The 27,000-nt window shown below is 60.8% G+C and carries 1 protein-coding gene; it reads left to right on the forward strand.

Annotated elements, in window-relative coordinates; all coding sequences use genetic code 11:
* The first annotated feature begins 6 nt into the window (after positions 1–6).
* Positions 7–27,000 (forward strand): immunoglobulin-like domain-containing protein, encoded by a 26,994-nt coding sequence (locus tag LMH93_RS00995; protein ID WP_230064767.1) that lies wholly within the window; start codon positions 7–9, stop codon positions 26,998–27,000.

Here is a 27,000-nt window from a genome sequence, read left to right on the forward strand (position 1 = left end):
AGTCCAATGAGCAGCGTTGTAGCCATCGTCAAAAGCATTGTCGGCCAGGTTATTGCGGTATCCCCAGAGGGCATCCGGCGTGTACTTATCGAAGGTGACCGCCTGTTGACCGGTGAGGAAGTGCTCACCGGTCCTGGTGGCGCAGTTACTCTGGAGCTGGCTGATGGCCGTACGCTCGATCTGGGCCGTGACAGCCAATGGAGCGCCGATGCGCCTGACAGCAGCACCGACCTGAGCCAGGCGGCAGCCCAGGCCGCGCCTTCGGTGGAAGAGCTGCAGCAGGCTATTGCTGCTGGTGTTGACCCGACTACTGAGCTTGAAGCTACCGCCGCTGGCCCGTCATCAGCGGGTGGTGGTGCGCTGGGCGGTGGCCACAGCTTCGTGATGCTCGAAGAAACGGCTGGCCGTGTTGACCCGACGGTTGGTTTCCCGACTGACGGGCTGGGCTTTGCGGGCGTACTCGATAACGAAGAAGTGGGCCTGCTGGACACTAACGGCAACAACCTGGTGACCACACCTACGGATACCAACGTTGCTACTGAGCTGACGCTTGGCGCAACCCCTTCTATCAGTGAAGCGGGTGGCGTAATCGTTTATACCGCCACCGTTGGTCAGGCGCCGACCACCAACCTGGTAATTACGCTGTCCAACGGTGCCGTGATCGTTATTCCGGCTGGACAGACCAGTGGTAGTGTCAACGTCGTAGTTCCGGCAAACGACACGCCCTACATCGACGGGGGCCAGATTTCGGCGACCGTGACCGGCAGTTCCGGGGGTGGCGGGCTGACGGTGACATTGCCGCAAACGCCAGCGGTTACCCAAGTGACCGATACAATCGACACCACCACTGCAACCCTGACGGCGAGCCCGTCGGTCACCGAAGGCGGCGTGATCACCTACACCGTGACCCTGAGCAACCCTGCTCAGACGCCGGTAACCGTGACCCTGTCCAACGGTCAGACCATTACCGTTGAAGCCGGTAAAACCCAGGGCAGCATTGATTTCCAGACCCCGGCGAATGACGTCTACAACAACGGTTCGACCGTCAGCGTCACCATTGAGAACGCCACGGGCGGCAACTTCGAGCAGCTGACCCCGAACCCGACGCCGGCTCAGACCACGATCAACGACTCGGTCGACACCACCACCGCGACCCTGACGGCGAGCCCGTCGGTCACCGAAGGCGGCGTGATCACCTACACCGTGATCCTGAGCAACCCTGCCCAGACGCCGGTAACCGTGACCCTGTCCAACGGCCAGGTCATCACCGTTGAAGCCGGCAAAACCCAGGGCAGCGTTGATTTCCAGACCCCGGCCAATGACGTCTATAACAACGGCTCGACCGTCAGCGTCACCATCGAGAACGCCACGGGCGGCAACTTCGAACAGCTGACCCCGAACCCGACGCCAGCTCAGACCACGATCAACGACTCGGTCGACACCACCACTGCAACCCTGACCGCCTCGCCAAGCGTGACCGAAGGCGGCGTGATCACTTACACCGTGACCCTGAGCAACCCTGCTCAGACGCCGGTAACCGTGACCCTGTCCAACGGTCAGACCATTACCGTTGAAGCCGGCAAAACCCAGGGCAGTATTGATTTCCAGACCCCGGCGAATGACGTCTACAACAACGGTTCGACCGTCAGCGTCACCATTGAGAACGCCACGGGCGGCAACTTCGAGCAACTGACCCCGAACCCGACGCCGGCTCAGACCACGATCAACGACTCGGTCGATACCACCACTGCAACCCTGACCGCCTCGCCAAGCGTGACCGAGGGCGGCGTGATCACCTACACCGTGACCCTGAGCAATCCTGCCCAGACGCCGGTGACCGTGACCCTGTCCAACGGCCAAACCATTACCGTTGAAGCCGGCAAAACCCAGGGCAGCGTCGACTTCCAGACCCCGGCCAATGACGTCTACAACAACGGTTCGACCGTCAGCGTCACCATCGAGAACGCCACGGGCGGCAACTTCGAGCAACTGACCCCGAACCCGACGCCGGCTCAGACCACGATCAACGACTCGGTCGACACCACCACCGCGACCCTGACGGCGAGCCCGTCGGTCACCGAAGGCGGCGTGATCACCTACACCGTGACCCTGAGCAACCCTGCTCAGACGCCGGTAACCGTGACCCTGTCCAACGGTCAGACCATTACCGTTGAAGCCGGTAAAACCCAGGGCAGCATTGATTTCCAGACCCCGGCGAATGACGTCTACAACAACGGTTCGACCGTCAGCGTCACCATTGAGAACGCCACGGGCGGCAACTTCGAGCAGCTGACCCCGAACCCGACGCCGGCTCAGACCACGATCAACGACTCGGTCGACACCACCACCGCGACCCTGACGGCGAGCCCGTCGGTCACCGAAGGCGGCGTGATCACCTACACCGTGATCCTGAGCAACCCTGCCCAGACGCCGGTAACCGTGACCCTGTCCAACGGCCAGGTCATCACCGTTGAAGCCGGCAAAACCCAGGGCAGCGTTGATTTCCAGACCCCGGCCAATGACGTCTATAACAACGGCTCGACCGTCAGCGTCACCATCGAGAACGCCACGGGCGGCAACTTCGAACAGCTGACCCCGAACCCGACGCCAGCTCAGACCACGATCAACGACTCGGTCGACACCACCACTGCAACCCTGACCGCCTCGCCAAGCGTGACCGAAGGCGGCGTGATCACTTACACCGTGACCCTGAGCAACCCTGCTCAGACGCCGGTAACCGTGACCCTGTCCAACGGTCAGACCATTACCGTTGAAGCCGGCAAAACCCAGGGCAGTATTGATTTCCAGACCCCGGCGAATGACGTCTACAACAACGGTTCGACCGTCAGCGTCACCATTGAGAACGCCACGGGCGGCAACTTCGAGCAACTGACCCCGAACCCGACGCCGGCTCAGACCACGATCAACGACTCGGTCGATACCACCACTGCAACCCTGACCGCCTCGCCAAGCGTGACCGAGGGCGGCGTGATCACCTACACCGTGACCCTGAGCAATCCTGCCCAGACGCCGGTGACCGTGACCCTGTCCAACGGCCAAACCATTACCGTTGAAGCCGGCAAAACCCAGGGCAGCGTCGACTTCCAGACCCCGGCCAATGACGTCTACAACAACGGTTCGACCGTCAGCGTCACCATCGAGAACGCCACGGGCGGCAACTTCGAGCAACTGACCCCGAACCCGACGCCGGCTCAGACCACGATCAACGACTCGGTCGACACCACCACCGCGACCCTGACGGCGAGCCCGTCGGTCACCGAAGGCGGCGTGATCACCTACACCGTGACCCTGAGCAACCCTGCTCAGACGCCGGTAACCGTGACCCTGTCCAACGGTCAGACCATTACCGTTGAAGCCGGCAAAACCCAGGGCAGCGTCGACTTCCAGACCCCGGCCAATGACGTCTACAACAACGGTTCGACCGTCAGCGTCACCATCGAGAACGCCACGGGCGGCAACTTCGAGCAACTGACCCCGAACCCGACGCCGGCTCAGACCACGATCAACGACTCGGTCGACACCACCACCGCGACCCTGACGGCGAGCCCGTCGGTCACCGAAGGCGGCGTGATCACCTACACCGTGACCCTGAGCAACCCTGCCCAGACGCCGGTAACCGTGACCCTGTCTAACGGCCAAACCATTACCGTTGAAGCCGGCAAAACCCAGGGCAGCGTCGATTTCCAGACCCCGGCCAATGACGTCTATAACAACGGCTCGACCGTCAGCGTCACCATCGAGAACGCCACGGGCGGCAACTTCGAACAGCTGACCCCGAACCCGACGCCAGCTCAGACCACGATCAACGACTCGGTCGACACCACCACTGCAACCCTGACCGCCTCGCCAAGCGTGACCGAAGGCGGCGTGATCACTTACACCGTGACCCTGAGCAACCCTGCTCAGACGCCGGTAACCGTGACCCTGTCCAACGGTCAGACCATTACCGTTGAAGCCGGCAAAACCCAGGGCAGTATTGATTTCCAGACCCCGGCGAATGACGTCTACAACAACGGTTCGACCGTCAGCGTCACCATCGAGAACGCCACGGGCGGCAACTTCGAGCAACTGACCCCGAACCCGACGCCGGCTCAGACCACGATCAACGACTCGGTCGATACCACCACTGCAACCCTGACCGCCTCGCCAAGCGTGACCGAAGGCGGCGTGATCACCTACACCGTGACCCTGAGCAATCCTGCCCAGACGCCGGTGACCGTGACCCTGTCCAACGGCCAAACCATTACCGTTGAAGCCGGCAAAACCCAGGGCAGCGTCGATTTCCAGACCCCGGCCAATGACGTCTACAACAACGGTTCGACCGTCAGCGTCACCATCGAGAACGCCACGGGCGGCAACTTCGAGCAACTGACCCCGAACCCGACCCCCGCCTCGACGGTCATCAATGACAGCATCGATACCGTCACCGTAAGCATTGTCAGCAATGGAAATGTGACCGAAGACCAGCAACCTTCCTTTACTGTGAAAGTTAGCCAGGCGCTGGACCGTCCGTTGACCGTAACCCTGTCGAACGGCGACACCGTGACGATCGAAGCCGGTAAGACCGAAGTCGAGTACAAGACCTCGGTTCAGGGCGATGACGTCTATCTTGATGCAGGCTCCATCACGCTCAGTGTTACCGACGCTACAGTTCCGGGTGCCACCTTCGAGAAGCTGGCCTTGGGTGGCCCGGCTACCGTTGAGATCTCGGACACTATCAGTGAAGTGGTGGCCAAGCTGACCGCCACCCCGTCGGTCACCGAAGGCGGCGAGATCACCTACACCATCACGCTGACCAACAAAGACGGTCTGCCGATCAACAACCACTCGGAGCTGTACTTCAAGCTGACCGACGGCACCACTGTCGTTGTGGCAGCGAACAGCACCACCGGTTCGGCCACTGCAACCGCCCCGGACAATGTCTATGTCGGCACTAACGCGCCGGTGGTCAATGCCATCGACGCGGTCAGCGGTGCAGATGCGTGGAAGTTCGAAAACCTGAACCTGGACAAGACCCCGGTCAGCACCCAGGTCACCGACGAGCCAGGTACCCCAGGCAGCGAAGGCGACATTGTCAAGGTCACCATCACGGCCGACCAGACCTCGGTGGCTGAGAACGTCAAACCGACCTTCACCGTGCACGTCAACCAGCCGCTGGCCCACGACTTGGTCGTGACCCTGAGCAACAATGCCCAGGTCACCATCAAGGCCGGTGAAACCAGCGCGCCGTACACCCACGACGCGCAAGGCGATGACGTCTACCAGGATGCTGGCGAAATCAGCCTGGGCATCAACTCGGCGGTGGACGCCACTGGTGCGACCTTCGAGAACCTCGAGCTGGGCGGTGCGGCTTCGGTCCAAGTGACCGACACCCTCGACGAAGTGGTGGCCAAGCTGACCGCCACCCCGTCGGTCACCGAAGGCGGCGAGATCACCTACACTATCACGCTGACCAACAAAGACGGTCTGCCGATCAACAACCACTCGGAGCTGTACTTCAAGCTGACCGACGGCACCACTGTCGTCGTGGCAGCCAACAGCACCACTGGTTCGGCTACTGCAACCGCCCCGGACAACGTCTATGTCGGCACTAACGCGCCGGTGGTCAATGCCATCGACGCGGTCAGCGGCGCAGATGCGTGGAAGTTCGAAAACCTGAACCTGGACAAGACCCCGGTCAGCACCCAGGTCACCGACGAGCCAGGCACTCCAGGCAACGAAGGCGACCTGGTCAAGGTCACCATCACGGCCGACCAGACTTCGGTGGCCGAGAACGTCAAGCCGACCTTCACTGTTCACGTCAACCAGCCGCTGGCTCACGACCTGGTCGTGACCCTGAGCAACAATGCTCAGGTCACCATCAAGGCCGGTGAAACCAGCGCGCCGTACACCCACGACGCGCAAGGCGATGACGTCTACAACGACGCTGGCCAGATCAGCCTGGGCATCACGTCTGCTGTGGATGTAGACGGTCGCACCTTCGAGAACCTGCAACTGGGCGGCAACGCTTCGGTTCAAGTGACTGACACCACCGACGAAGTAGTGGCCAAGTTGACCGCGACCCCGTCGGTGACCGAAGGCGGTGAGATCACTTACACCATCACGCTGACCAACAAAGACGGCCTGCCGATCAACAACCACAGTGCATTGACCTTCACGCTGAGCGACGGCAAAACCGTCATCACCGTGCCGGCCAACGGCACCGTGGGCACTGCCACCGTCACTGCCCCGGACAACGTCTACGTTGGCACCAACGACCCTGTGATCAAATCGATCGCAACCGTTGAAGGCGCAGATGTCGGCAAGTTCGAACAACTGACACTCGACAAGACGCCGGTCAGCACTACCGTCACCGACGAGCCTGGCACCCCAGGCAACGAAGGCGACATCGTCAAGGTCACCATCACGGCCGACCAGACCTCGGTGGCCGAGAACGTCAAGCCGACCTTCACCGTGCACATCAACACCGCCCTGGCTCACGACCTGGTCGTGACCCTGAGCAACAATGCCCAGGTCACCATCAAGGCTGGCGAAACCAGCGCGCCGTACACTCACGACGCGCAAGGCGATGACGTCTACCAGGACGCTGGCCAGATCAGCCTGGGCATCAACTCGGCGGTAGACGCCACTGGTGCGACCTTCGAGAACCTCGAACTGGGCGGTGCGGCTTCGGTCCAAGTGACCGACACCCTCGACGAAGTGGTGGCCAAGCTGACCGCCACCCCGTCGGTCACCGAAGGCGGCGAGATCACCTACACCATCACGCTGACCAACAAAGACGGTCTGCCGATCAACAACCACTCGGAGCTGTACTTCAAGCTGACCGACGGCACCACTGTCGTTGTGGCAGCGAACAGCACTACGGGCTCGGCTACTGCAACCGCCCCGGACAACGTCTATGTCGGCACTAACGCGCCGGTGGTCAATGCCATCGACGCGGTCAGCGGTGCAGATGCGTGGAAGTTCGAAAACCTGAACCTGGACAAGACCCCGGTCAGCACCCAGGTCACCGACGAGCCAGGTACCCCAGGCAGCGAAGGCGACATCGTCAAGGTCACCATCACGGCCGACCAGACCTCGGTGGCCGAGAACGTCAAGCCGACCTTCACCGTACATATCAACACCGCCTTGGCCCACGATTTGGTCGTGACCCTGAGCAACAATGCCCAGGTCACCATCAAGGCTGGCGAAACCAGCGCGCCGTACACCCACGACGCGCAAGGCGATGACGTCTACCAGGACGCTGGCCAGATCAGCCTGGGCATCAACTCGGCGGTGGACGCCACTGGTGCTGCGTTCGAGAACCTGGAACTGGGCGGCAACGCTTCGGTTCAAGTGACTGACACCCTCGACGAAGTCGTGGCCAAGTTGACCGCCACCCCGTCGGTCACCGAAGGCGGCGAGATCACCTACACCATCACGCTGACCAACAAAGACGGTCTGCCGATCAACAACCACTCGGAGCTGTACTTCAAGCTGACCGACGGCACCACTGTCGTCGTGGCAGCCAACAGCACCACTGGTTCGGCTACTGCAACCGCCCCGGACAACGTCTATGTCGGCACTAACGCGCCGGTGGTCAATGCCATCGACGCGGTCAGCGGTGCAGATGCGTGGAAGTTCGAAAACCTGAACCTGGACAAGACCCCGGTCAGCACCCAGGTCACCGACGAGCCAGGTACCCCAGGCAGCGAAGGCGACATCGTCAAGGTCACCATCACGGCCGACCAGACTTCGGTAGCCGAGAACGTCAAACCGACCTTCACCGTACATATCAACACCGCCTTGGCCCACGACCTGGTCGTGACCCTGAGCAACAATGCCCAGGTCACCATCAAGGCTGGCGAAACCAGCGCACCGTACACCCACGACGCGCAGGGCGATGACGTCTATCAGGATGCGGGCCAGATCAGCCTGGGTATCAACTCGGCGGTGGACGCCACCGGCGCTGCGTTCGAGAACCTTGAGTTGGGCGGTGCTGCTTCGGTTCAAGTCACCGACACCCTCGACGAAGTGGTGGCCAAGCTGACCGCGACCCCGTCGGTCACTGAAGGCGGCGAGATCACCTACACCATCACGCTGACCAACAAAGACGGTCTGCCGATCAACAACCACTCGGAGCTGTACTTCAAGCTGACCGACGGCACCACCGTCGTCGTGGCAGCGAACAGCACCACCGGTTCGGCCACTGCAGCCGCCCCGGACAACGTCTATGTCGGCACCAACGCGCCGGTGGTCAATGCCATCGACGCGGTCAGCGGCGCAGATGCGTGGAAGTTTGAAAACCTGAACCTGGACAAGACCCCGGTCAGCACCGAGGTCACCGACGAGCCAGGTACCCCAGGCAGCGAAGGCGACCTGGTCAAAGTCACCATCACGGCTGACCAGACCTCGGTGGCCGAGAACGTCAAGCCGACCTTCACCGTACACATCAACACCGCCCTGGCTCACGACCTGGTCGTGACCCTGAGCAACAATGCTCAGGTCACCATCAAGGCCGGCGAAACCAGCGCGCCGTACACTCACGACGCGCAAGGCGATGACGTCTACCAGGATGCTGGCGAAATCAGCCTGGGCATCAACTCGGCGGTAGACGCCACTGGTGCGACCTTCGAGAACCTCGAGCTGGGCGGTGCGGCTTCGGTCCAAGTGACCGACACCCTCGACGAAGTGGTGGCCAAGCTGACCGCGACCCCGTCGGTCACCGAAGGCGGCGAGATCACCTACACCATCACGCTGACCAACAAAGATGGTCTGCCGATCAACAACCACTCGGAGCTGTACTTCAAGCTGACCGACGGCACCACTGTCGTCGTGGCAGCGAACAGCACCACCGGTTCGGCCACTGCAACCGCCCCGGACAATGTCTATGTCGGCACTAACGCGCCGGTGGTCAATGCCATCGACGCGGTCAGCGGTGCAGATGCGTGGAAGTTCGAAAACCTGAACCTGGACAAGACCCCGGTCAGCACCCAGGTCACCGACGAGCCAGGTACCCCAGGCAGCGAAGGCGACATCGTCAAGGTCACCATCACGGCCGACCAGACTTCGGTAGCCGAGAACGTCAAACCGACCTTCACCGTACATATCAACACCGCCTTGGCCCACGACCTGGTCGTGACCCTGAGCAACAATGCCCAGGTCACCATCAAGGCCGGCGAAACCAGCGCGCCGTACACTCACGACGCGCAAGGCGATGACGTCTACCAGGACGCTGGCCAGATCAGCCTGGGCATCAACTCGGCGGTAGACGCCACTGGTGCGACCTTCGAGAACCTCGAACTGGGCGGTGCGGCTTCGGTCCAAGTGACCGACACCCTCGACGAAGTGGTGGCCAAGCTGACCGCGACCCCGTCGGTCACCGAAGGCGGCGAGATCACCTACACCATCACGCTGACCAACAAAGATGGTCTGCCGATCAACAACCACTCGGAGCTGTACTTCAAGCTGACCGACGGCACCACTGTCGTCGTGGCAGCGAACAGCACCACCGGTTCGGCCACTGCAACCGCCCCGGACAATGTCTATGTCGGCACTAACGCGCCGGTGGTCAATGCCATCGACGCGGTCAGCGGTGCAGATGCGTGGAAGTTCGAAAACCTGAACCTGGACAAGACCCCGGTCAGCACCCAGGTCACCGACGAGCCAGGTACCCCAGGCAACGAAGGCGACATCGTCAAGGTCACCATCACGGCCGACCAGACTTCGGTGGCCGAGAACGTCAAACCGACCTTCACCGTACATATCAACACCGCCCTGGCTCACGACCTGGTCGTGACCCTGAGCAACAATGCCCAGGTCACCATCAAGGCCGGCGAAACCAGCGCGCCGTACACTCACGACGCGCAAGGCGATGACGTCTACCAAGATGCTGGCGAAATCAGCCTGGGTATCACCTCGGCAGTGGACGCCACTGGCGCTACGTTCGAGAACCTGCAACTGGGCGGTGCGGCTACCGTTCAGGTTACCGACACCACCGACGAAGTGGTGGCCAAGCTGACCGCGACCCCTTCTGTCACCGAAGGTGGTGAGATCACCTACACCATCACCCTGACCAACAAAGATGGTCTGCCGATCAACAACCACAGTGCATTGACCTTCACGCTGAGCGACGGCAAAACCGTCATCACCGTGCCGGCCAACGGTACCGTGGGTACTGCTACCGTGACTGCCCCGGACAACGTCTACGTTGGCACCAACGACCCGGTGATCAAATCGATCGCAACCGTTGAAGGCGCGGATGTCGGCAAGTTTGAACAACTGACACTCGACAAGACCCCGGTCAGCACGTCGGTTACCGACGAGCCGGGCACCCCAGGCAACGAAGGCGATCTGGTCAAGGTCACCATCACGGCCGACCAGACCTCGGTAGCCGAGAACGTCAAACCGACCTTCACTGTGCACATCAACACCGCCCTGGCCCACGACCTGGTCGTGACCCTGAGCAACAACGCCCAGGTCACCATCAAGGCCGGCGAAACCAGCGCGCCGTACACCCACGCTGCACAAGGTGATGACGTTTACAACGACGCTGGCCAGATCAGCCTGGGCATCACGTCTGCTGTGGATGTAGACGGTCGCACCTTCGAAAATCTGGAGCTGGGCGGTGCCGCGAAGGTGGATGTCACCGACACCACCGACGAAGTCGTGGCCAAGCTGACCGCGACGCCTTCGGTGACCGAAGGCGGTGAGATCACTTACACCATCACGCTGACCAACAAAGACGGCTTGCCGATCAACAACCACAGTGCATTGACCTTCACGCTGAGCGACGGCAAAACCGTCATCACCGTGCCGGCCAACGGTACTGTGGGTACTGCTACCGTGACTGCCCCGGACAACGTCTACGTCGGCACCAACGACCCTGTGATCAAATCGATCGCAACCGTTGAAGGCGCAGATGTCGGCAAGTTCGAGCAACTGACGCTGGACAAAACCCCGGTCAGCACGTCGGTTACCGACGAGCCAGGTACGCCGGGCAACGAAGGCGACCTGGTCAAAGTCACCATCACGGCTGACCAGACCTCGGTGGCCGAGAACGTCAAACCGACCTTCACCGTGCACATCAACACCGCCCTGGCTCACGACCTGGTCGTGACCCTGAGCAACAATGCTCAGGTCACCATCAAGGCCGGCGAAACCAGCGCGCCGTACACCCACGCTGCGCAAGGCGATGACGTCTACAACGATGCTGGCCAGATCAGCCTGGGTATCAATTCGGCGGTAGACGTCACTGGCGCTAAGTTCGAGAACCTGCAACTGGGCGGTGCGGCTACCGTTCAGGTTACCGACACCACCGACGAAGTGGTGGCCAAGCTGACCGCGACCCCTTCGGTCACCGAAGGTGGTGAGATCACCTACACCATCACCCTGACCAACAAAGATGGTCTGCCGATCAACAACCACAGTGCATTGACCTTCACGCTGAGCGACGGCAAAACCGTCATCACTGTGCCGGCCAACGGCACCGTGGGTACTGCTACCGTGACTGCCCCGGACAACGTCTACGTCGGTACCAACGACCCGGTGATCAAATCGATCGCAACCGTTGAAGGCGCAGATGTCGGCAAGTTCGAACAACTGACACTCGACAAGACCCCGGTCAGCACGTTGGTTACCGACGAGCCGGGTACGCCGGGCAACGAAGGCGACCTGGTCAAGGTCACCATCACGGCCGACCAGACTTCGGTGGCCGAGAACGTCAAGCCGACCTTCACCGTGCACATCAACACCGCCCTGGCTCACGACCTGGTCGTGACCCTGAGCAACAACGCTCAGGTCACCATCAAGGCCGGCGAAACCAGCGCGCCGTACACCCACGCTGCGCAAGGCGATGACGTCTACAACGATGCTGGCCAGATCAGCCTGGGTATCAATTCGGCGGTAGACGTCACTGGCGCTAAGTTCGAGAACCTGCAACTGGGCGGTGCGGCTACCGTTCAGGTTACCGACACCACCGACGAAGTGGTGGCCAAGCTGACCGCGACCCCTTCGGTCACCGAAGGTGGTGAGATCACCTACACCATCACCCTGACCAACAAAGATGGTCTGCCGATCAACAACCACAGTGCATTGACCTTCACGCTGAGCGACGGCAAAACCGTCATCACTGTGCCGGCCAACGGCACCGTGGGTACTGCTACCGTGACTGCCCCGGACAACGTCTACGTCGGTACCAACGACCCGGTGATCAAATCGATCGCAACCGTTGAAGGCGCAGATGTCGGCAAGTTCGAACAACTGACACTCGACAAGACCCCGGTCAGCACTACCGTCACCGACGAGCCTGGCACTCCAGGCAACCCGGGCGGCAGCAACGAAGGCGACCTGGTCAAGGTCACTATCACGGCCGACCAGACTTCGGTGGCCGAGAACGTCAAGCCGACCTTCACTGTGCACGTCAACCAGCCGCTGGCTCACGACCTGGTCGTGACCCTGAGCAACAATGCCCAGGTCACCATCAAGGCCGGTGAAACCAGCGCGCCGTACACCCACGACGCGCAAGGCGATGACGTCTACAACGACGCTGGCCAGATCAGCCTGGGCATCACGTCTGCTGTGGATGTAGACGGTCGCACCTTCGAGAACCTGCAACTGGGCGGCAACGCTTCGGTTCAAGTGACCGACACCACCGACGAAGTAGTGGCCAAGCTGACTGCCACCCCTTCGGTCACCGAAGGTGGTGAGATCACCTACACCATTACCCTGACCAACAAAGACGGTCTGCCGATCAATAACCACAGTGCATTGACCTTCACGCTGAGCGACGGCAAAACCGTCATCACCGTGCCGGCTAATGGCACCGTGGGTACTGCTACCGTGACTGCCCCGGACAACGTCTACGTTGGCACCAACGACCCTGTGATCAAATCGATCGCTACCGTTGAAGGCGCGGATTTCGGCAAGTTCGAGCAACTGACACTCGACAAGACCCCGGTCAGCACTACCGTCACCGACGAGCCTGGCACTCCAGGCAACCCGGGCGGCAGCAACGAAGGCGACCTGGTCAAGGTCACTATTACTGCTGACCAGACCTCGGTGGCCGAGAACGTCAAACCGACCTTCACCGTGCACATCAACACCGCCCTGGCCCACGACCTGGTCGTGACCCTGAGCAACAACGCCCAGGTCACCATCAAGGCCGGCGAAACCAGCGCGCCGTACACCCACGCTGCACAAGGTGATGACGTTTACAACGACGCTGGCCAGATCAGCCTGGGCATCACGTCTGCTGTGGATGTAGACGGTCGCACCTTCGAAAATCTGGAGCTGGGCGGTGCCGCGAAGGTGGATGTCACCGACACCACCGACGAAGTCGTGGCCAAGCTGACCGCGACGCCTTCGGTGACCGAAGGCGGTGAGATCACTTACACCATCACGCTGACCAACAAAGACGGCTTGCCGATCAACAACCACAGTGCATTGACCTTCACGCTGAGCGACGGCAAAACCGTCATCACCGTGCCGGCCAACGGTACTGTGGGTACTGCTACCGTGACTGCCCCGGACAACGTCTACGTCGGCACCAACGACCCTGTGATCAAATCGATCGCAACCGTTGAAGGCGCAGATGTCGGCAAGTTCGAGCAACTGACGCTGGACAAAACCCCGGTCAGCACGTCGGTTACCGACGAGCCAGGTACGCCGGGCAACGAAGGCGACCTGGTCAAAGTCACCATCACGGCTGACCAGACCTCGGTGGCTGAGAACGTCAAACCGACCTTCACCGTGCACATCAACACCGCCCTGGCCCACGATCTGGTCGTGACCCTGAGCAACAATGCTCAGGTCACTATCAAGGCCGGCGAAACCAGCGCGCCGTACACCCACGCTGCTCAGGGTGATGACGTTTACAACGACGCTGGCCAGATCAGCCTGGGTATCACCTCGGCGGTGGACGCCACTGGTGCGACCTTCGAGAACCTCGAGTTGGGCGGTGCGGCTTCGGTTCAAGTGACCGACACCACCGACGAAGTCGTGGCCAAGCTGACCGCGACCCCGTCGGTCACCGAAGGCGGTGAGATCACTTACACCATTACGCTGACCAACAAAGACGGCTTGCCGATCAACAACCACAGTGCATTGACCTTCACGCTGAGCGACGGCAAAACCGTCATCACCGTGCCGGCCAACGGCACCGTGGGTACTGCCACCGTCACTGCCCCGGACAACGTCTACGTCGGCGCTAACGACCCTGTCGTGAAGTCGATCGCTACCGTTGAAGGTGCGGATGTCGGCAAGTTCGAACAACTGACACTCGACAAGACCCCGGTCAGCACGTCGGTTACCGACGAGCCGGGCACCCCAGGCAACGAAGGCGATCTGGTCAAGGTCACCATCACGGCCGACCAGACCTCGGTAGCCGAGAACGTCAAACCGACCTTCACCGTGCACATCAACACCGCCCTGGCTCACGACCTGGTCGTGACCCTGAGCAACAATGCCCAGGTCACCATCAAGGCCGGCGAAACCAGCGCGCCATACACCCACGCTGCTCAGGGTGATGACGTTTACAACGACGCTGGCCAGATCAGCCTGGGTATCACCTCGGCGGTGGACGCCACTGGTGCGACCTTCGAGAACCTCGAGTTGGGCGGTGCGGCTTCGGTTCAAGTGACCGACACCACCGACGAAGTCGTGGCCAAGCTGACCGCGACCCCGTCGGTCACCGAAGGCGGTGAGATCACTTACACCATTACGCTGACCAACAAAGACGGCTTGCCGATCAACAACCACAGTGCATTGACCTTCACGCTGAGCGACGGCAAAACCGTCATCACCGTGCCGGCCAACGGCACCGTGGGTACTGCCACCGTCACTGCCCCGGACAACGTCTACGTCGGCGCTAACGACCCTGTCGTGAAGTCGATCGCTACCGTTGAAGGTGCGGATGTCGGCAAGTTCGAACAACTGACACTCGACAAGACCCCGGTCAGCACGTCGGTTACCGACGAGCCGGGCACCCCAGGCAACGAAGGCGATCTGGTCAAGGTCACCATCACGGCCGACCAGACCTCGGTAGCCGAGAACGTCAAACCGACCTTCACCGTGCACATCAACACCGCCCTGGCTCACGACCTGGTCGTGACCCTGAGCAACAATGCCCAGGTCACCATCAAGGCCGGCGAAACCAGCGCGCCATACACCCACGCTGCTCAGGGTGATGACGTTTACAACGACGCTGGCCAGATCAGCCTGGGCATCACGTCTGCTGTGGATGTAGACGGTCGCACCTTCGAGAACCTGCAACTGGGCGGCAACGCTTCGGTTCAAGTGACTGACACCACCGACGAAGTAGTGGCCAAGTTGACCGCGACGCCTTCGGTGACCGAAGGCGGTGAGATCACTTACACCATCACGCTGACCAACAAAGACGGCTTGCCGATCAACAACCACAGTGCATTGACCTTCACGCTGAGCGACGGCAAAACCGTCATCACCGTGCCGGCCAACGGCACCGTGGGCACTGCCACCGTCACTGCCCCGGACAACGTCTACGTCGGCGCTAACGACCCTGTCGTGAAGTCGATCGCAACCGTTGAAGGCGCAGATGTCGGCAAGTTCGAGCAACTGACGCTGGACAAAACCCCGGTCAGCACGTCGGTTACCGACGAGCCAGGTACGCCGGGCAACGAAGGCGACCTGGTCAAAGTCACCATCACGGCTGACCAGACCTCGGTGGCCGAGAACGTCAAGCCGACCTTCACCGTGCACATCAACACCGCCCTGGCCCACGATTTGGTCGTGACCCTGAGCAACAATGCTCAGGTCACCATCAAGGCCGGCGAAACCAGCGCGCCGTACACCCACGCTGCTCAGGGTGATGACGTTTACAACGACGCTGGCCAGATCAGCCTGGGTATCACCTCGGCGGTGGACGCCACTGGTGCGACCTTCGAGAACCTCGAGTTGGGCGGTGCCGCGAAGGTGGATGTCACCGACACCACCGACGAAGTCGTGGCCAAGCTGACCGCGACCCCTTCGGTGACCGAAGGCGGCGAGATCACTTACACCATCACGCTGACCAACAAAGACGGCTTGCCGATCAACAACCACAGTGCATTGACCTTCACGCTGAGCGACGGCAAAACCGTCATCACCGTGCCGGCTAATGGCACCGTGGGCACTGCCACCGTGACTGCCCCGGACAACGTCTACGTTGGCACCAACGACCCTGTGATCAAATCGATCGCAACCGTTGAAGGCGCAGATGTCGGCAAGTTCGAGCAACTGACCCTCGACAAAACCCCGGTCAGCACGTCGGTTACCGACGAGCCAGGTACGCCGGGCAACGAAGGCGACCTGGTCAAGGTCACTATTACTGCTGACCAGACCTCGGTGGCTGAGAACGTCAAACCGACCTTCACCGTACACATCAACACCGCCCTGGCTCACGACCTGGTCGTGACCCTGAGCAACAATGCCCAGGTCACCATCAAGGCCGGCGAAACTAGCGCGCCATACACCCACGCTGCGCAGGGCGATGACGTCTACAACGACGCTGGCCAGATCAGCCTGGGCATCACGTCTGCTGTGGATGTAGACGGTCGCACCTTCGAAAACCTGGAGCTGGGCGGTGCCGCGAAGGTGGATGTCACCGACACCACCGACGAAGTCGTGGCCAAGCTGACCGCGACCCCTTCGGTCACCGAAGGCGGCGAGATCACTTACACCATCACGCTGACCAACAAAGACGGCTTGCCGATCAACAACCACAGTGCATTGACCTTCACGCTGAGCGACGGCAAAACCGTCATCACCGTGCCGGCCAACGGCACCGTGGGTACTGCCACTGTCACTGCCCCGGACAACGTCTACGTTGGCACCAACGACCCTGTGATCAAATCGATCGCAACCGTTGAAGGCGCAGATGTCGGCAAGTTCGAACAACTGACACTCGACAAGACCCCGGTCAGCACTACCGTCACCGACGAGCCTGGTACCCCAGGCAACCCGGGCGGCAGCAACGAAGGCGACCTGGTCAAGGTCACTATCACGGCCGACCAGACTTCGGTGGCCGAGAACGTCAAGCCGACCTTCACCGTGCACGTCAACCAGCCGCTGGCTCACGACCTGGTCGTGACCCTGAGCAACAATGCTCAGGTCACCATCAAGGCCGGCGAAACCAGCGCGCCGTACACCCACGCTGCACAAGGCGATGACGTTTACAACGACGCTGGCCAGATCAGCCTGGGTATCAACTCGGCGGTGGACGCCACTGGTGCGACCTTCGAGAACCTCGAGTTGGGCGGTGCGGCTTCGGTTCAAGTGACCGACACCACCGACGAAGTCGTGGCCAAGCTGACCGCGACCCCGTCGGTCACCGAAGGCGGTGAGATCACTTACACCATTACGCTGACCAACAAAGACGGCTTGCCGATCAACAACCACAGTGCATTAACCTTCACGCTGAGCGACGGCAAAACCGTCATCACCGTGCCGGCCAACGGTACCGTAGGTACTGCTACCGTCACTGCCCCGGACAACGTCTACGTCGGCGCTAACGACCCTGTCGTGAAGTCGATCGCTACCGTTGAAGGCGCGGATGTCGGCAAGTTCGAGCAACTGACACTCGACAAGACCCCGGTCAGCACTACCGTCACCGACGAGCCTGGTACCCCAGGCAACCCGGGCGGCAGCAACGAAGGCGACCTGGTCAAGGTCACCATCACGGCCGACCAGACTTCGGTGGCCGAGAACGTCAAGCCGACCTTCACTGTGCACGTCAACCAGCCGCTGGCTCACGACCTGGTCGTGACCCTGAGCAACAATGCCCAGGTCACCATCAAGGCCGGCGAAACCAGCGCGCCGTACACCCACGCTGCGCAGGGCGATGACGTCTACAACGACGCTGGCCAGATCAGCCTGGGCATCACGTCTGCTGTGGATGTAGACGGTCGCACCTTCGAAAACCTGGAGCTGGGCGGTGCCGCGAAGGTGGATGTCACCGACACCACCGACGAAGTCGTGGCCAAGCTGACCGCGACCCCTTCGGTGACCGAAGGTGGTGAGATCACCTACACCATCACGCTGACCAACAAAGACGGCTTGCCGATCAACAACCACAGTGCATTGACCTTTACGCTGAGCGACGGCAAAACCGTCATCACCGTGCCGGCTAATGGTACCGTGGGTACTGCCACTGTCACTGCCCCGGACAACGTCTACGTCGGCGCTAACGACCCTGTCGTGAAGTCGATCGCAACCGTTGAAGGCGCGGATGTCGGCAAGTTCGAGCAACTGACGCTGGACAAGACCCCGGTCAGCACTACCGTCACCGACGAGCCTGGTACCCCAGGCAACCCGGGCGGCAGCAACGAAGGCGACCTGGTCAAGGTCACCATCACGGCCGACCAGACTTCGGTGGCCGAGAACGTCAAACCGACCTTCACCGTGCACATCAACACTGCCCTGGCTCACGACCTGGTCGTGACCCTGAGCAACAATGCTCAGGTCACCATCAAGGCCGGCGAAACCAGCGCGCCGTACACCCACGCTGCACAAGGCGATGACGTTTACAACGACGCTGGCCAGATCAGCCTGGGCATCACGTCTGCTGTGGATGTAGACGGTCGCACCTTCGAAAACCTGGAGCTGGGCGGTGCGGCTTCGGTTCAAGTGACCGACACCACCGACGAAGTGGTGGCCAAGCTGACTGCTACCCCGTCGGTGACCGAAGGCGGCGAGATCACCTACACCATCACGCTGACCAACAAAGACGGCTTGCCGATCAACAACCACAGTGCATTGACCTTCACGCTGAGCGACGGCAAAACCGTCATCACCGTGCCGGCCAACGGCACCGTGGGCACTGCCACCGTCACTGCCCCGGACAACGTCTACGTCGGTACCAACGACCCGGTGATCAAATCGATCGCAACCGTTGAAGGTGCGGATGTCGGCAAGTTCGAGCAACTGACCCTCGACAAAACCCCGGTCAGCACGTCGGTTACCGACGAGCCAGGTACGCCGGGCAACGAAGGCGACCTGGTCAAAGTCACCATTACGGCTGACCAGACTTCGGTGGCCGAGAACGTCAAACCGACGTTCACCGTGCACGTCAACCAGCCGCTGGCTCACGACCTGGTCGTGACCCTGAGCAACAATGCCCAGGTCACCATCAAGGCTGGCGAAACCAGCGCACCGTACACCCACGACGCGCAGGGCGATGACGTCTATCAGGACGCTGGCCAGATCAGCCTGGGTATCAACTCGGCAGTAGACGCCACTGGCGCTGCGTTCGAGAACCTCGAGTTGGGCGGTGCTGCTTCGGTCCAAGTGACCGATACCACCGACGAAGTGGTGGCCAAGTTGACCGCGACCCCGTCGGTCACCGAAGGCGGCGAGATCACCTACACCATCACCCTGACCAACAAAGATGGTCTGCCGATCAACAACCACAGTGCATTGACCTTCACGCTGAGCGACGGCAAAACCGTCATCACCGTGCCGGCCAACGGTACCGTGGGTACTGCTACCGTGACTGCCCCGGACAACGTCTACGTTGGCACCAACGACCCTGTGATCAAATCGATCGCTACCGTTGAAGGCGCGGATGTCGGCAAGTTCGAGCAACTGACCCTCGACAAGACGCCGGTCAGCACTACCGTCACCGACGAGCCTGGTACCCCAGGCAACCCGGGCGGCAGCAACGAAGGCGACCTGGTCAAGGTCACCATCACGGCCGACCAGACTTCGGTGGCCGAGAACGTCAAGCCGACCTTCACCGTGCACATCAACACCGCCCTGGCTCACGACCTGGTCGTGACCCTGAGCAACAATGCTCAGGTCACCATCAAGGCCGGCGAAACCAGCGCGCCGTACACCCACGCTGCGCAAGGCGATGACGTCTACAACGACGCTGGCCAGATCAGCCTGGGCATCACCTCGGCGGTGGACGCCACTGGTGCGACCTTCGAGAACCTCGAGTTGGGCGGTGCGGCTTCGGTTCAAGTGACTGACACCACCGACGAAGTAGTGGCCAAGTTGACCGCGACCCCTTCGGTCACCGAAGGCGGCGAGATCACTTACACCATCACCCTGACCAACAAAGATGGTCTGCCGATCAACAACCACAGTGCATTGACCTTCACGCTGAGCGACGGCAAAACCGTCATCACCGTGCCGGCCAACGGTACCGTGGGTACTGCCACTGTCACTGCCCCGGACAACGTCTACGTCGGCGCTAACGACCCTGTCGTGAAGTCGATCGCAACCGTTGAAGGCGCGGATGTCGGCAAGTTCGAGCAACTGACACTCGACAAGACCCCGGTCAGCACTACCGTCACCGACGAGCCTGGTACCCCAGGCAACCCGGGCGGCAGCAACGAAGGCGACCTGGTCAAGGTCACCATCACGGCCGACCAGACTTCGGTGGCCGAGAACGTCAAGCCGACCTTCACTGTGCACGTCAACCAGCCGCTGGCTCACGACCTGGTCGTGACCCTGAGCAACAATGCCCAGGTCACCATCAAGGCCGGCGAAACCAGCGCGCCGTACACCCACGCTGCGCAGGGCGATGACGTCTACAACGACGCTGGCCAGATCAGCCTGGGCATCACGTCTGCTGTGGATGTAGACGGTCGCACCTTCGAAAACCTGGAGCTGGGCGGTGCCGCGAAGGTGGATGTCACCGACACCACCGACGAAGTCGTGGCCAAGCTGACCGCGACCCCGTCGGTCACCGAAGGCGGTGAGATCACTTACACCATTACGCTGACCAACAAAGACGGCTTGCCGATCAACAACCACAGTGCATTAACCTTCACGCTGAGCGACGGCAAAACCGTCATCACCGTGCCGGCCAACGGTACCGTAGGTACTGCTACCGTCACTGCCCCGGACAACGTCTACGTCGGCGCTAACGACCCTGTCGTGAAGTCGATCGCTACCGTTGAAGGCGCGGATGTCGGCAAGTTCGAGCAACTGACACTCGACAAGACCCCGGTCAGCACTACCGTCACCGACGAGCCTGGTACCCCAGGCAACCCGGGCGGCAGCAACGAAGGCGACCTGGTCAAGGTCACCATCACGGCCGACCAGACTTCGGTGGCCGAGAACGTCAAGCCGACCTTCACTGTGCACGTCAACCAGCCGCTGGCTCACGACCTGGTCGTGACCCTGAGCAACAATGCCCAGGTCACCATCAAGGCCGGCGAAACCAGCGCGCCGTACACCCACGCTGCGCAGGGCGATGACGTCTACAACGACGCTGGCCAGATCAGCCTGGGCATCACGTCTGCTGTGGATGTAGACGGTCGCACCTTCGAAAACCTGGAGCTGGGCGGTGCCGCGAAGGTGGATGTCACCGACACCACCGACGAAGTCGTGGCCAAGCTGACCGCGACCCCTTCGGTCACCGAAGGCGGCGAGATCACTTACACCATCACGCTGACCAACAAAGACGGCTTGCCGATCAACAACCACAGTGCATTAACCTTCACGCTGAGCGACGGCAAAACCGTCATCACCGTGCCGGCCAACGGTACCGTAGGTACTGCTACCGTCACTGCCCCGGACAACGTCTACGTCGGCGCTAACGACCCTGTCGTGAAGTCGATCGCTACCGTTGAAGGCGCGGATGTCGGCAAGTTCGAGCAACTGACACTCGACAAGACCCCGGTCAGCACGTCGGTCACCGACGAGCCGGGCACCCCAGGCAACGAAGGCGATCTGGTCAAGGTCACCATCACGGCCGACCAGACCTCGGTAGCCGAGAACGTCAAACCGATCTTCACTGTGCACGTCAACCAGCCGCTGGCCCACGACTTGGTCGTGACCCTGAGCAACAATGCCCAGGTCACCATCAAGGCCGGCGAAACCAGCGCGCCGTACACCCACGCTGCTCAGGGCGATGACGTCTACAACGATGCCGGCCAGATCAGCCTGGGTATCACCTCGGCAGTGGACGCCACTGGTGCGACCTTCGAGAACCTCGAGTTGGGCGGTGCGGCTTCGGTTCAAGTGACCGACACCACCGACGAAGTAGTGGCCAAGCTGACCGCGACGCCTTCGGTGACCGAAGGCGGTGAGATCACTTACACCATCACGCTGACCAACAAAGACGGCTTGCCGATCAACAACCACAGTGCATTGACCTTCACGCTGAGCGACGGCAAAACCGTCATCACTGTGCCGGCCAACGGCACCGTGGGTACTGCTACCGTCACTGCCCCGGACAACGTCTACGTCGGCGCTAACGACCCTGTCGTGAAGTCGATCGCAACCGTTGAAGGCGCAGATGTCGGCAAGTTCGAACAACTGACACTCGACAAGACCCCGGTCAGCACGTCGGTCACCGACGAGCCGGGCACCCCAGGCAACGAAGGCGATCTGGTCAAGGTCACCATCACGGCCGACCAGACCTCGGTAGCCGAGAACGTCAAACCGATCTTCACTGTGCACGTCAACCAGCCGCTGGCCCACGACTTGGTCGTGACTCTGAGCAACAATGCCCAGGTCACCATCAAGGCCGGCGAAACCAGCGCGCCGTACACCCACGCTGCTCAGGGCGATGACGTCTACAACGATGCCGGCCAGATCAGCCTGGGTATCACCTCGGCAGTGGACGCCACTGGTGCGACCTTCGAGAACCTCGAGTTGGGCGGTGCGGCTTCGGTTCAAGTGACCGACACCACCGACGAAGTAGTGGCCAAGCTGACCGCGACGCCTTCGGTGACCGAAGGCGGTGAGATCACTTACACCATCACGCTGACCAACAAAGACGGCTTGCCGATCAACAACCACAGTGCATTGACCTTCACGCTGAGCGACGGCAAAACCGTCATCACCGTGCCGGCCAACGGTACCGTGGGTACTGCTACCGTGACTGCCCCGGACAACGTCTACGTTGGCACCAACGACCCTGTGATCAAATCGATCGCAACCGTTGAAGGCGCAGATGTCGGCAAGTTCGAACAACTGACACTCGACAAGACCCCGGTCAGCACGTCGGTTACCGACGAGCCGGGCACCCCAGGCAACGAAGGCGACCTGGTCAAGGTCACCATCACGGCCGACCAGACTTCGGTGGCCGAGAACGTCAAGCCGACCTTCACCGTGCACATCAACACCGCCCTGGCCCACGATCTGGTCGTGACCCTGAGCAACAATGCCCAGGTCACCATCAAGGCCGGCGAGACCAGCGCGCCATACACCCACGCTGCGCAAGGCGATGACGTCTACAACGATGCTGGCCAGATCAGCCTGGGTATCAATTCGGCGGTAGACGTCACTGGCGCTAAGTTCGAGAACCTGCAACTGGGCGGTGCGGCTACCGTTCAGGTTACCGACACCACCGACGAAGTGGTGGCCAAGCTGACCGCGACCCCTTCTGTCACCGAAGGTGGTGAGATCACCTACACCATCACCCTGACCAACAAAGATGGTCTGCCGATCAACAACCACAGTGCATTGACCTTCACGCTGAGCGACGGCAAAACCGTCATCACTGTGCCGGCCAACGGCACCGTGGGTACTGCTACCGTGACTGCCCCGGACAACGTCTACGTCGGTACCAACGACCCGGTGATCAAATCGATCGCAACCGTTGAAGGTGCGGATGTCGGCAAATTCGAGCAACTGACGCTGGACAAGACCCCGGTCAGCACCGCTGTGACCGACGAACCAGGTACGGGAACGCCGGGCACCGGCAACCAGGGTGACGTCACCACCGTTGGTATTACCGGCACGTCTTCTCTGACCGAAGGTGAAACCGGCCAGTACACGCTGACCCTGAGCAACGCGTCCAAGTCCGAAGTCACTATCACCCTTAGCTACAGCGGTACCGCCAAAAACGGTGATGACTTCACCGGTGTTGCGACCGTGAAGATTCCGGCCAACAGCACAGGCACGACGTTCAACATCGCTACCCTCGATGACAAACTGGTCGAAGGTACCGAGAACTTCGTCGTGAAGATCGAAGCCGCCACGGGTGGTAACTTCGAGAACCTGCAGGTTGATAGCAGCAAATCGAGCGTGACGACCACCATTCTCGACAATGACCACCTGCCGGTTTCGCCTGGCGGCGCAGTATTTGGCGTGGAGGACACCGATTACGTGTTTGCCTGGAGTGATTTCAAAGTCACTGATGCCGACGGCAACACAAACCTGTCTGTGACCATTACCTCGCTCCCGGCCGCCGGCAACTTGCAGTTCTTCAACGGTACTGCATGGGTAAATGTGGCCGTTGGCCAGGTGGTCAGCCAGGCTGATATCACTGCCAAGAACCTGAAGTTCGTTCCGGCCCTCAACCAGTCGGGTGCGGACAACTACGGTGGTACTGGCGTGGGTAACCAGAAGGCTGACTACGCCCAGTTCAAGTTCAAGCCGAACGATGGCACTAACTTGGGCAGCGAAGTGACCATGAAGGTCGATATCAGCCCGGTTGCCGACAAACCGACCCTGAGCTTCGGCAGCGCCGATATCGAGTCCAAAGGGCTGACCAAGGAAGTCTGGACCAGCCTCAAAGGCCTGGGTACTGGCGGCAACGGCATTACCGGCGAGGATCTGAAGACGGTCTTTGCCAACTCCGGCAGCGCGAACTCCAGCAGCACCACGACCAACGTGCAGTCCGATGGCAGCGTCACCGCTGGCACCGGTTCGAAAACGTCGGGCCTGATCTACCTGGAAGCCGGCAAGGTCTATACCTTCAGTGGCTTGGCCGACGACAGCTTCGTGGTCACCATCGGTGGCAAGACTGTAGTCACGGCCACCTGGGGAGCCGGTGGCGGGGTGTCGGGTACCTTTACCCCAAATACCAGCGGCTACTACCCGATCGAGGTCTACCATGCCAACCAATCCGGTCCAGGCAGCTATGACCTGAACATCCAGGTAGGCTCCGGTGCCGTTACCGACCTGAGCAGCTCGAACGTCAAGATGTACCAGAACGTTACCGAGATGGCGAACGCAGGCCTGGGCGTGTCCGACCTGCACACCGTGAATGGTCAGAGCTACTACGACGGCTACAAGCTCAACGAAGGGCCTGAGGGTGGCTCGGTGAAACTGGTCGGTATTTCCACCGCCCTGACCGACACTGACGGCTCCGAAAGCCTGAACGTGACACTCAGCGGTATCCCGAAAGGTACCGTATTGAGCGATGGTGCAGGCCACACGGTCACGGTTGGTACTGCCCCGGTCGATGTGACAGGCTGGAAACTCAGCAGCCTGACGCTGACCCCGCCGGCCTATTACAAAGGCTCGTTCGACATCACGGTTACCTCGACTGCCACCGAAAGCCTGGGCGGCTCGGCCATCACCACCGGCAATATCCCGGTGACGGTGTACGCTGCGACCTACAAGGCCAGTGTAGGTACCTCGGGCAATGACACGATGACCGGTAGTGAAGGCAACGACATCATCGTCGCTGACGTATCCGGGCTGAACGTGGTTCAGGGCAAGAACTACAACATCGCCTTCATGGTCGATAGCTCGGGCAGTATGAGCGACAAGTCGATTGCCGACGCCAAGACGCAGTTGGCCTCGGTGTTCAACACGCTCAAGGCCAGCCTGGGCTCGGACACCTCGGGTACCGTAAACATCTTCCTGGTCGACTTCGATACCCAGGTAAACAAGAACGTGGCAGTGAACCTTGCCGACCCGGATGCTTTGAGCAAGTTGCAGGCGGTATTGAACTCGATGGTGGGCGGCTACTACGGTGGCGGTACCAACTATGAAGACGCGTTCAAGACCACGTCCAACTTCTTCAACAGCACCATGGCCACCGGCAACAAAGGTGCGGAGAACCTGACTTACTTCATTACCGACGGTAAGCCAACCTATTATCAGAGCGGTGAGTCCACCAACCCTAGCCTGTGGAAGAATGGCAAAAGCCTGGATGATGTAGTCAACGTCAACAATTACAAGATGGGTGACACGTTCAGCGCCTGGGCCGATGCGACTCACAAGGTCGAGATCAGCAGCAATGGTGTGGTCAAAGTGCTGACCTATACCGAGAACCGCCGCGGTGAGTTGGTGCTTGACTCCACCAAGACGGTCGGCACCCTTCACGCACAAGGTGATGGTACCTATGAACTCTCCAGCCTGGACGGTACCGGCTACGCGGATTACTGGAACTACGTCTACTCGGCCGCAGGTTCTACTGAAAGTTTCGCAGTATTGGGCGGCACCAATGGCTTGAGCAAAGTCCAGGCTATCGGCCTGAACAGCGATGTCACGCTGAACGATCTGAAACCTTACGACAGTGCCGGCAAGCCACAGACCAATATCGACCCGTCCGATTTGGCCAAGGCGATTCTCGGTCACTCCGAAGCAACGGTGCCAGGTGCCGACACCATTGATAGTGGTAACGGCAACGACATCATCTTCGGTGACCTGATCACCCTCAACGGTGTCGTCAGCGAGGGTTACCAGGCCCTGCAGACGTACGTTGCACAGAAGAGCGGTGTTGAAGTCAGTGCTGTCACTACCAGCAATGTTCACCAGTACATCACCGAGCACTACACCGAGTTCGATATCTCCGGTGCCAAAGACGGCAATGACATCCTGTCGGGCGGCAATGGCAATGACATCCTCTTCGGCCAAGGTGGCAGCGACACGCTCGATGGTGGCAAAGGTAACGACATCCTGCTGGGCGGTACCGGCAATGACTCCCTGATCGGTGGCCAGGGCGACGATATCCTGATCGGTGGCAGCGGTGCCGACACCTTCGTATGGAAGGCTGGCGACATCGGTAACGACGTGATCAAGGACTTCAACAAGGCCGAGGGTGACCGTATCGACCTGAAGGACCTGCTGCAGGGCGAGAAGGGCAGCACCATCGACAACTACCTGAAGCTCACCACGGTGGAGGGTACGACCACGTTGCAAGTCAGCAGCGAAGGCAAGCTCAACGCCGAAGGTGGTATCGCCAACGCCGACGTGACTATCAAACTGGAAGGGGTGAACTGGTCCAACCAGACGATCAACTCGTTGATCAGCGGTGCCGATCCGACCATCATCATCCACAACAAGGACAGCTGA

Source organism: Pseudomonas sp. CIP-10 (assembly GCF_020911845.1).
GTDB classification, from domain to species: Bacteria; Pseudomonadota; Gammaproteobacteria; order Pseudomonadales; family Pseudomonadaceae; genus Aquipseudomonas; species Aquipseudomonas alloputida.

Excerpts from the sequence above, each read along its gene's own strand:
- LMH93_RS00995 (WP_230064767.1), top strand. The coding sequence starts at position 7 with ATGAGCAGCGTTGTAGCCATCGTCAAAAGCATTGTCGGCCAGGTTATT.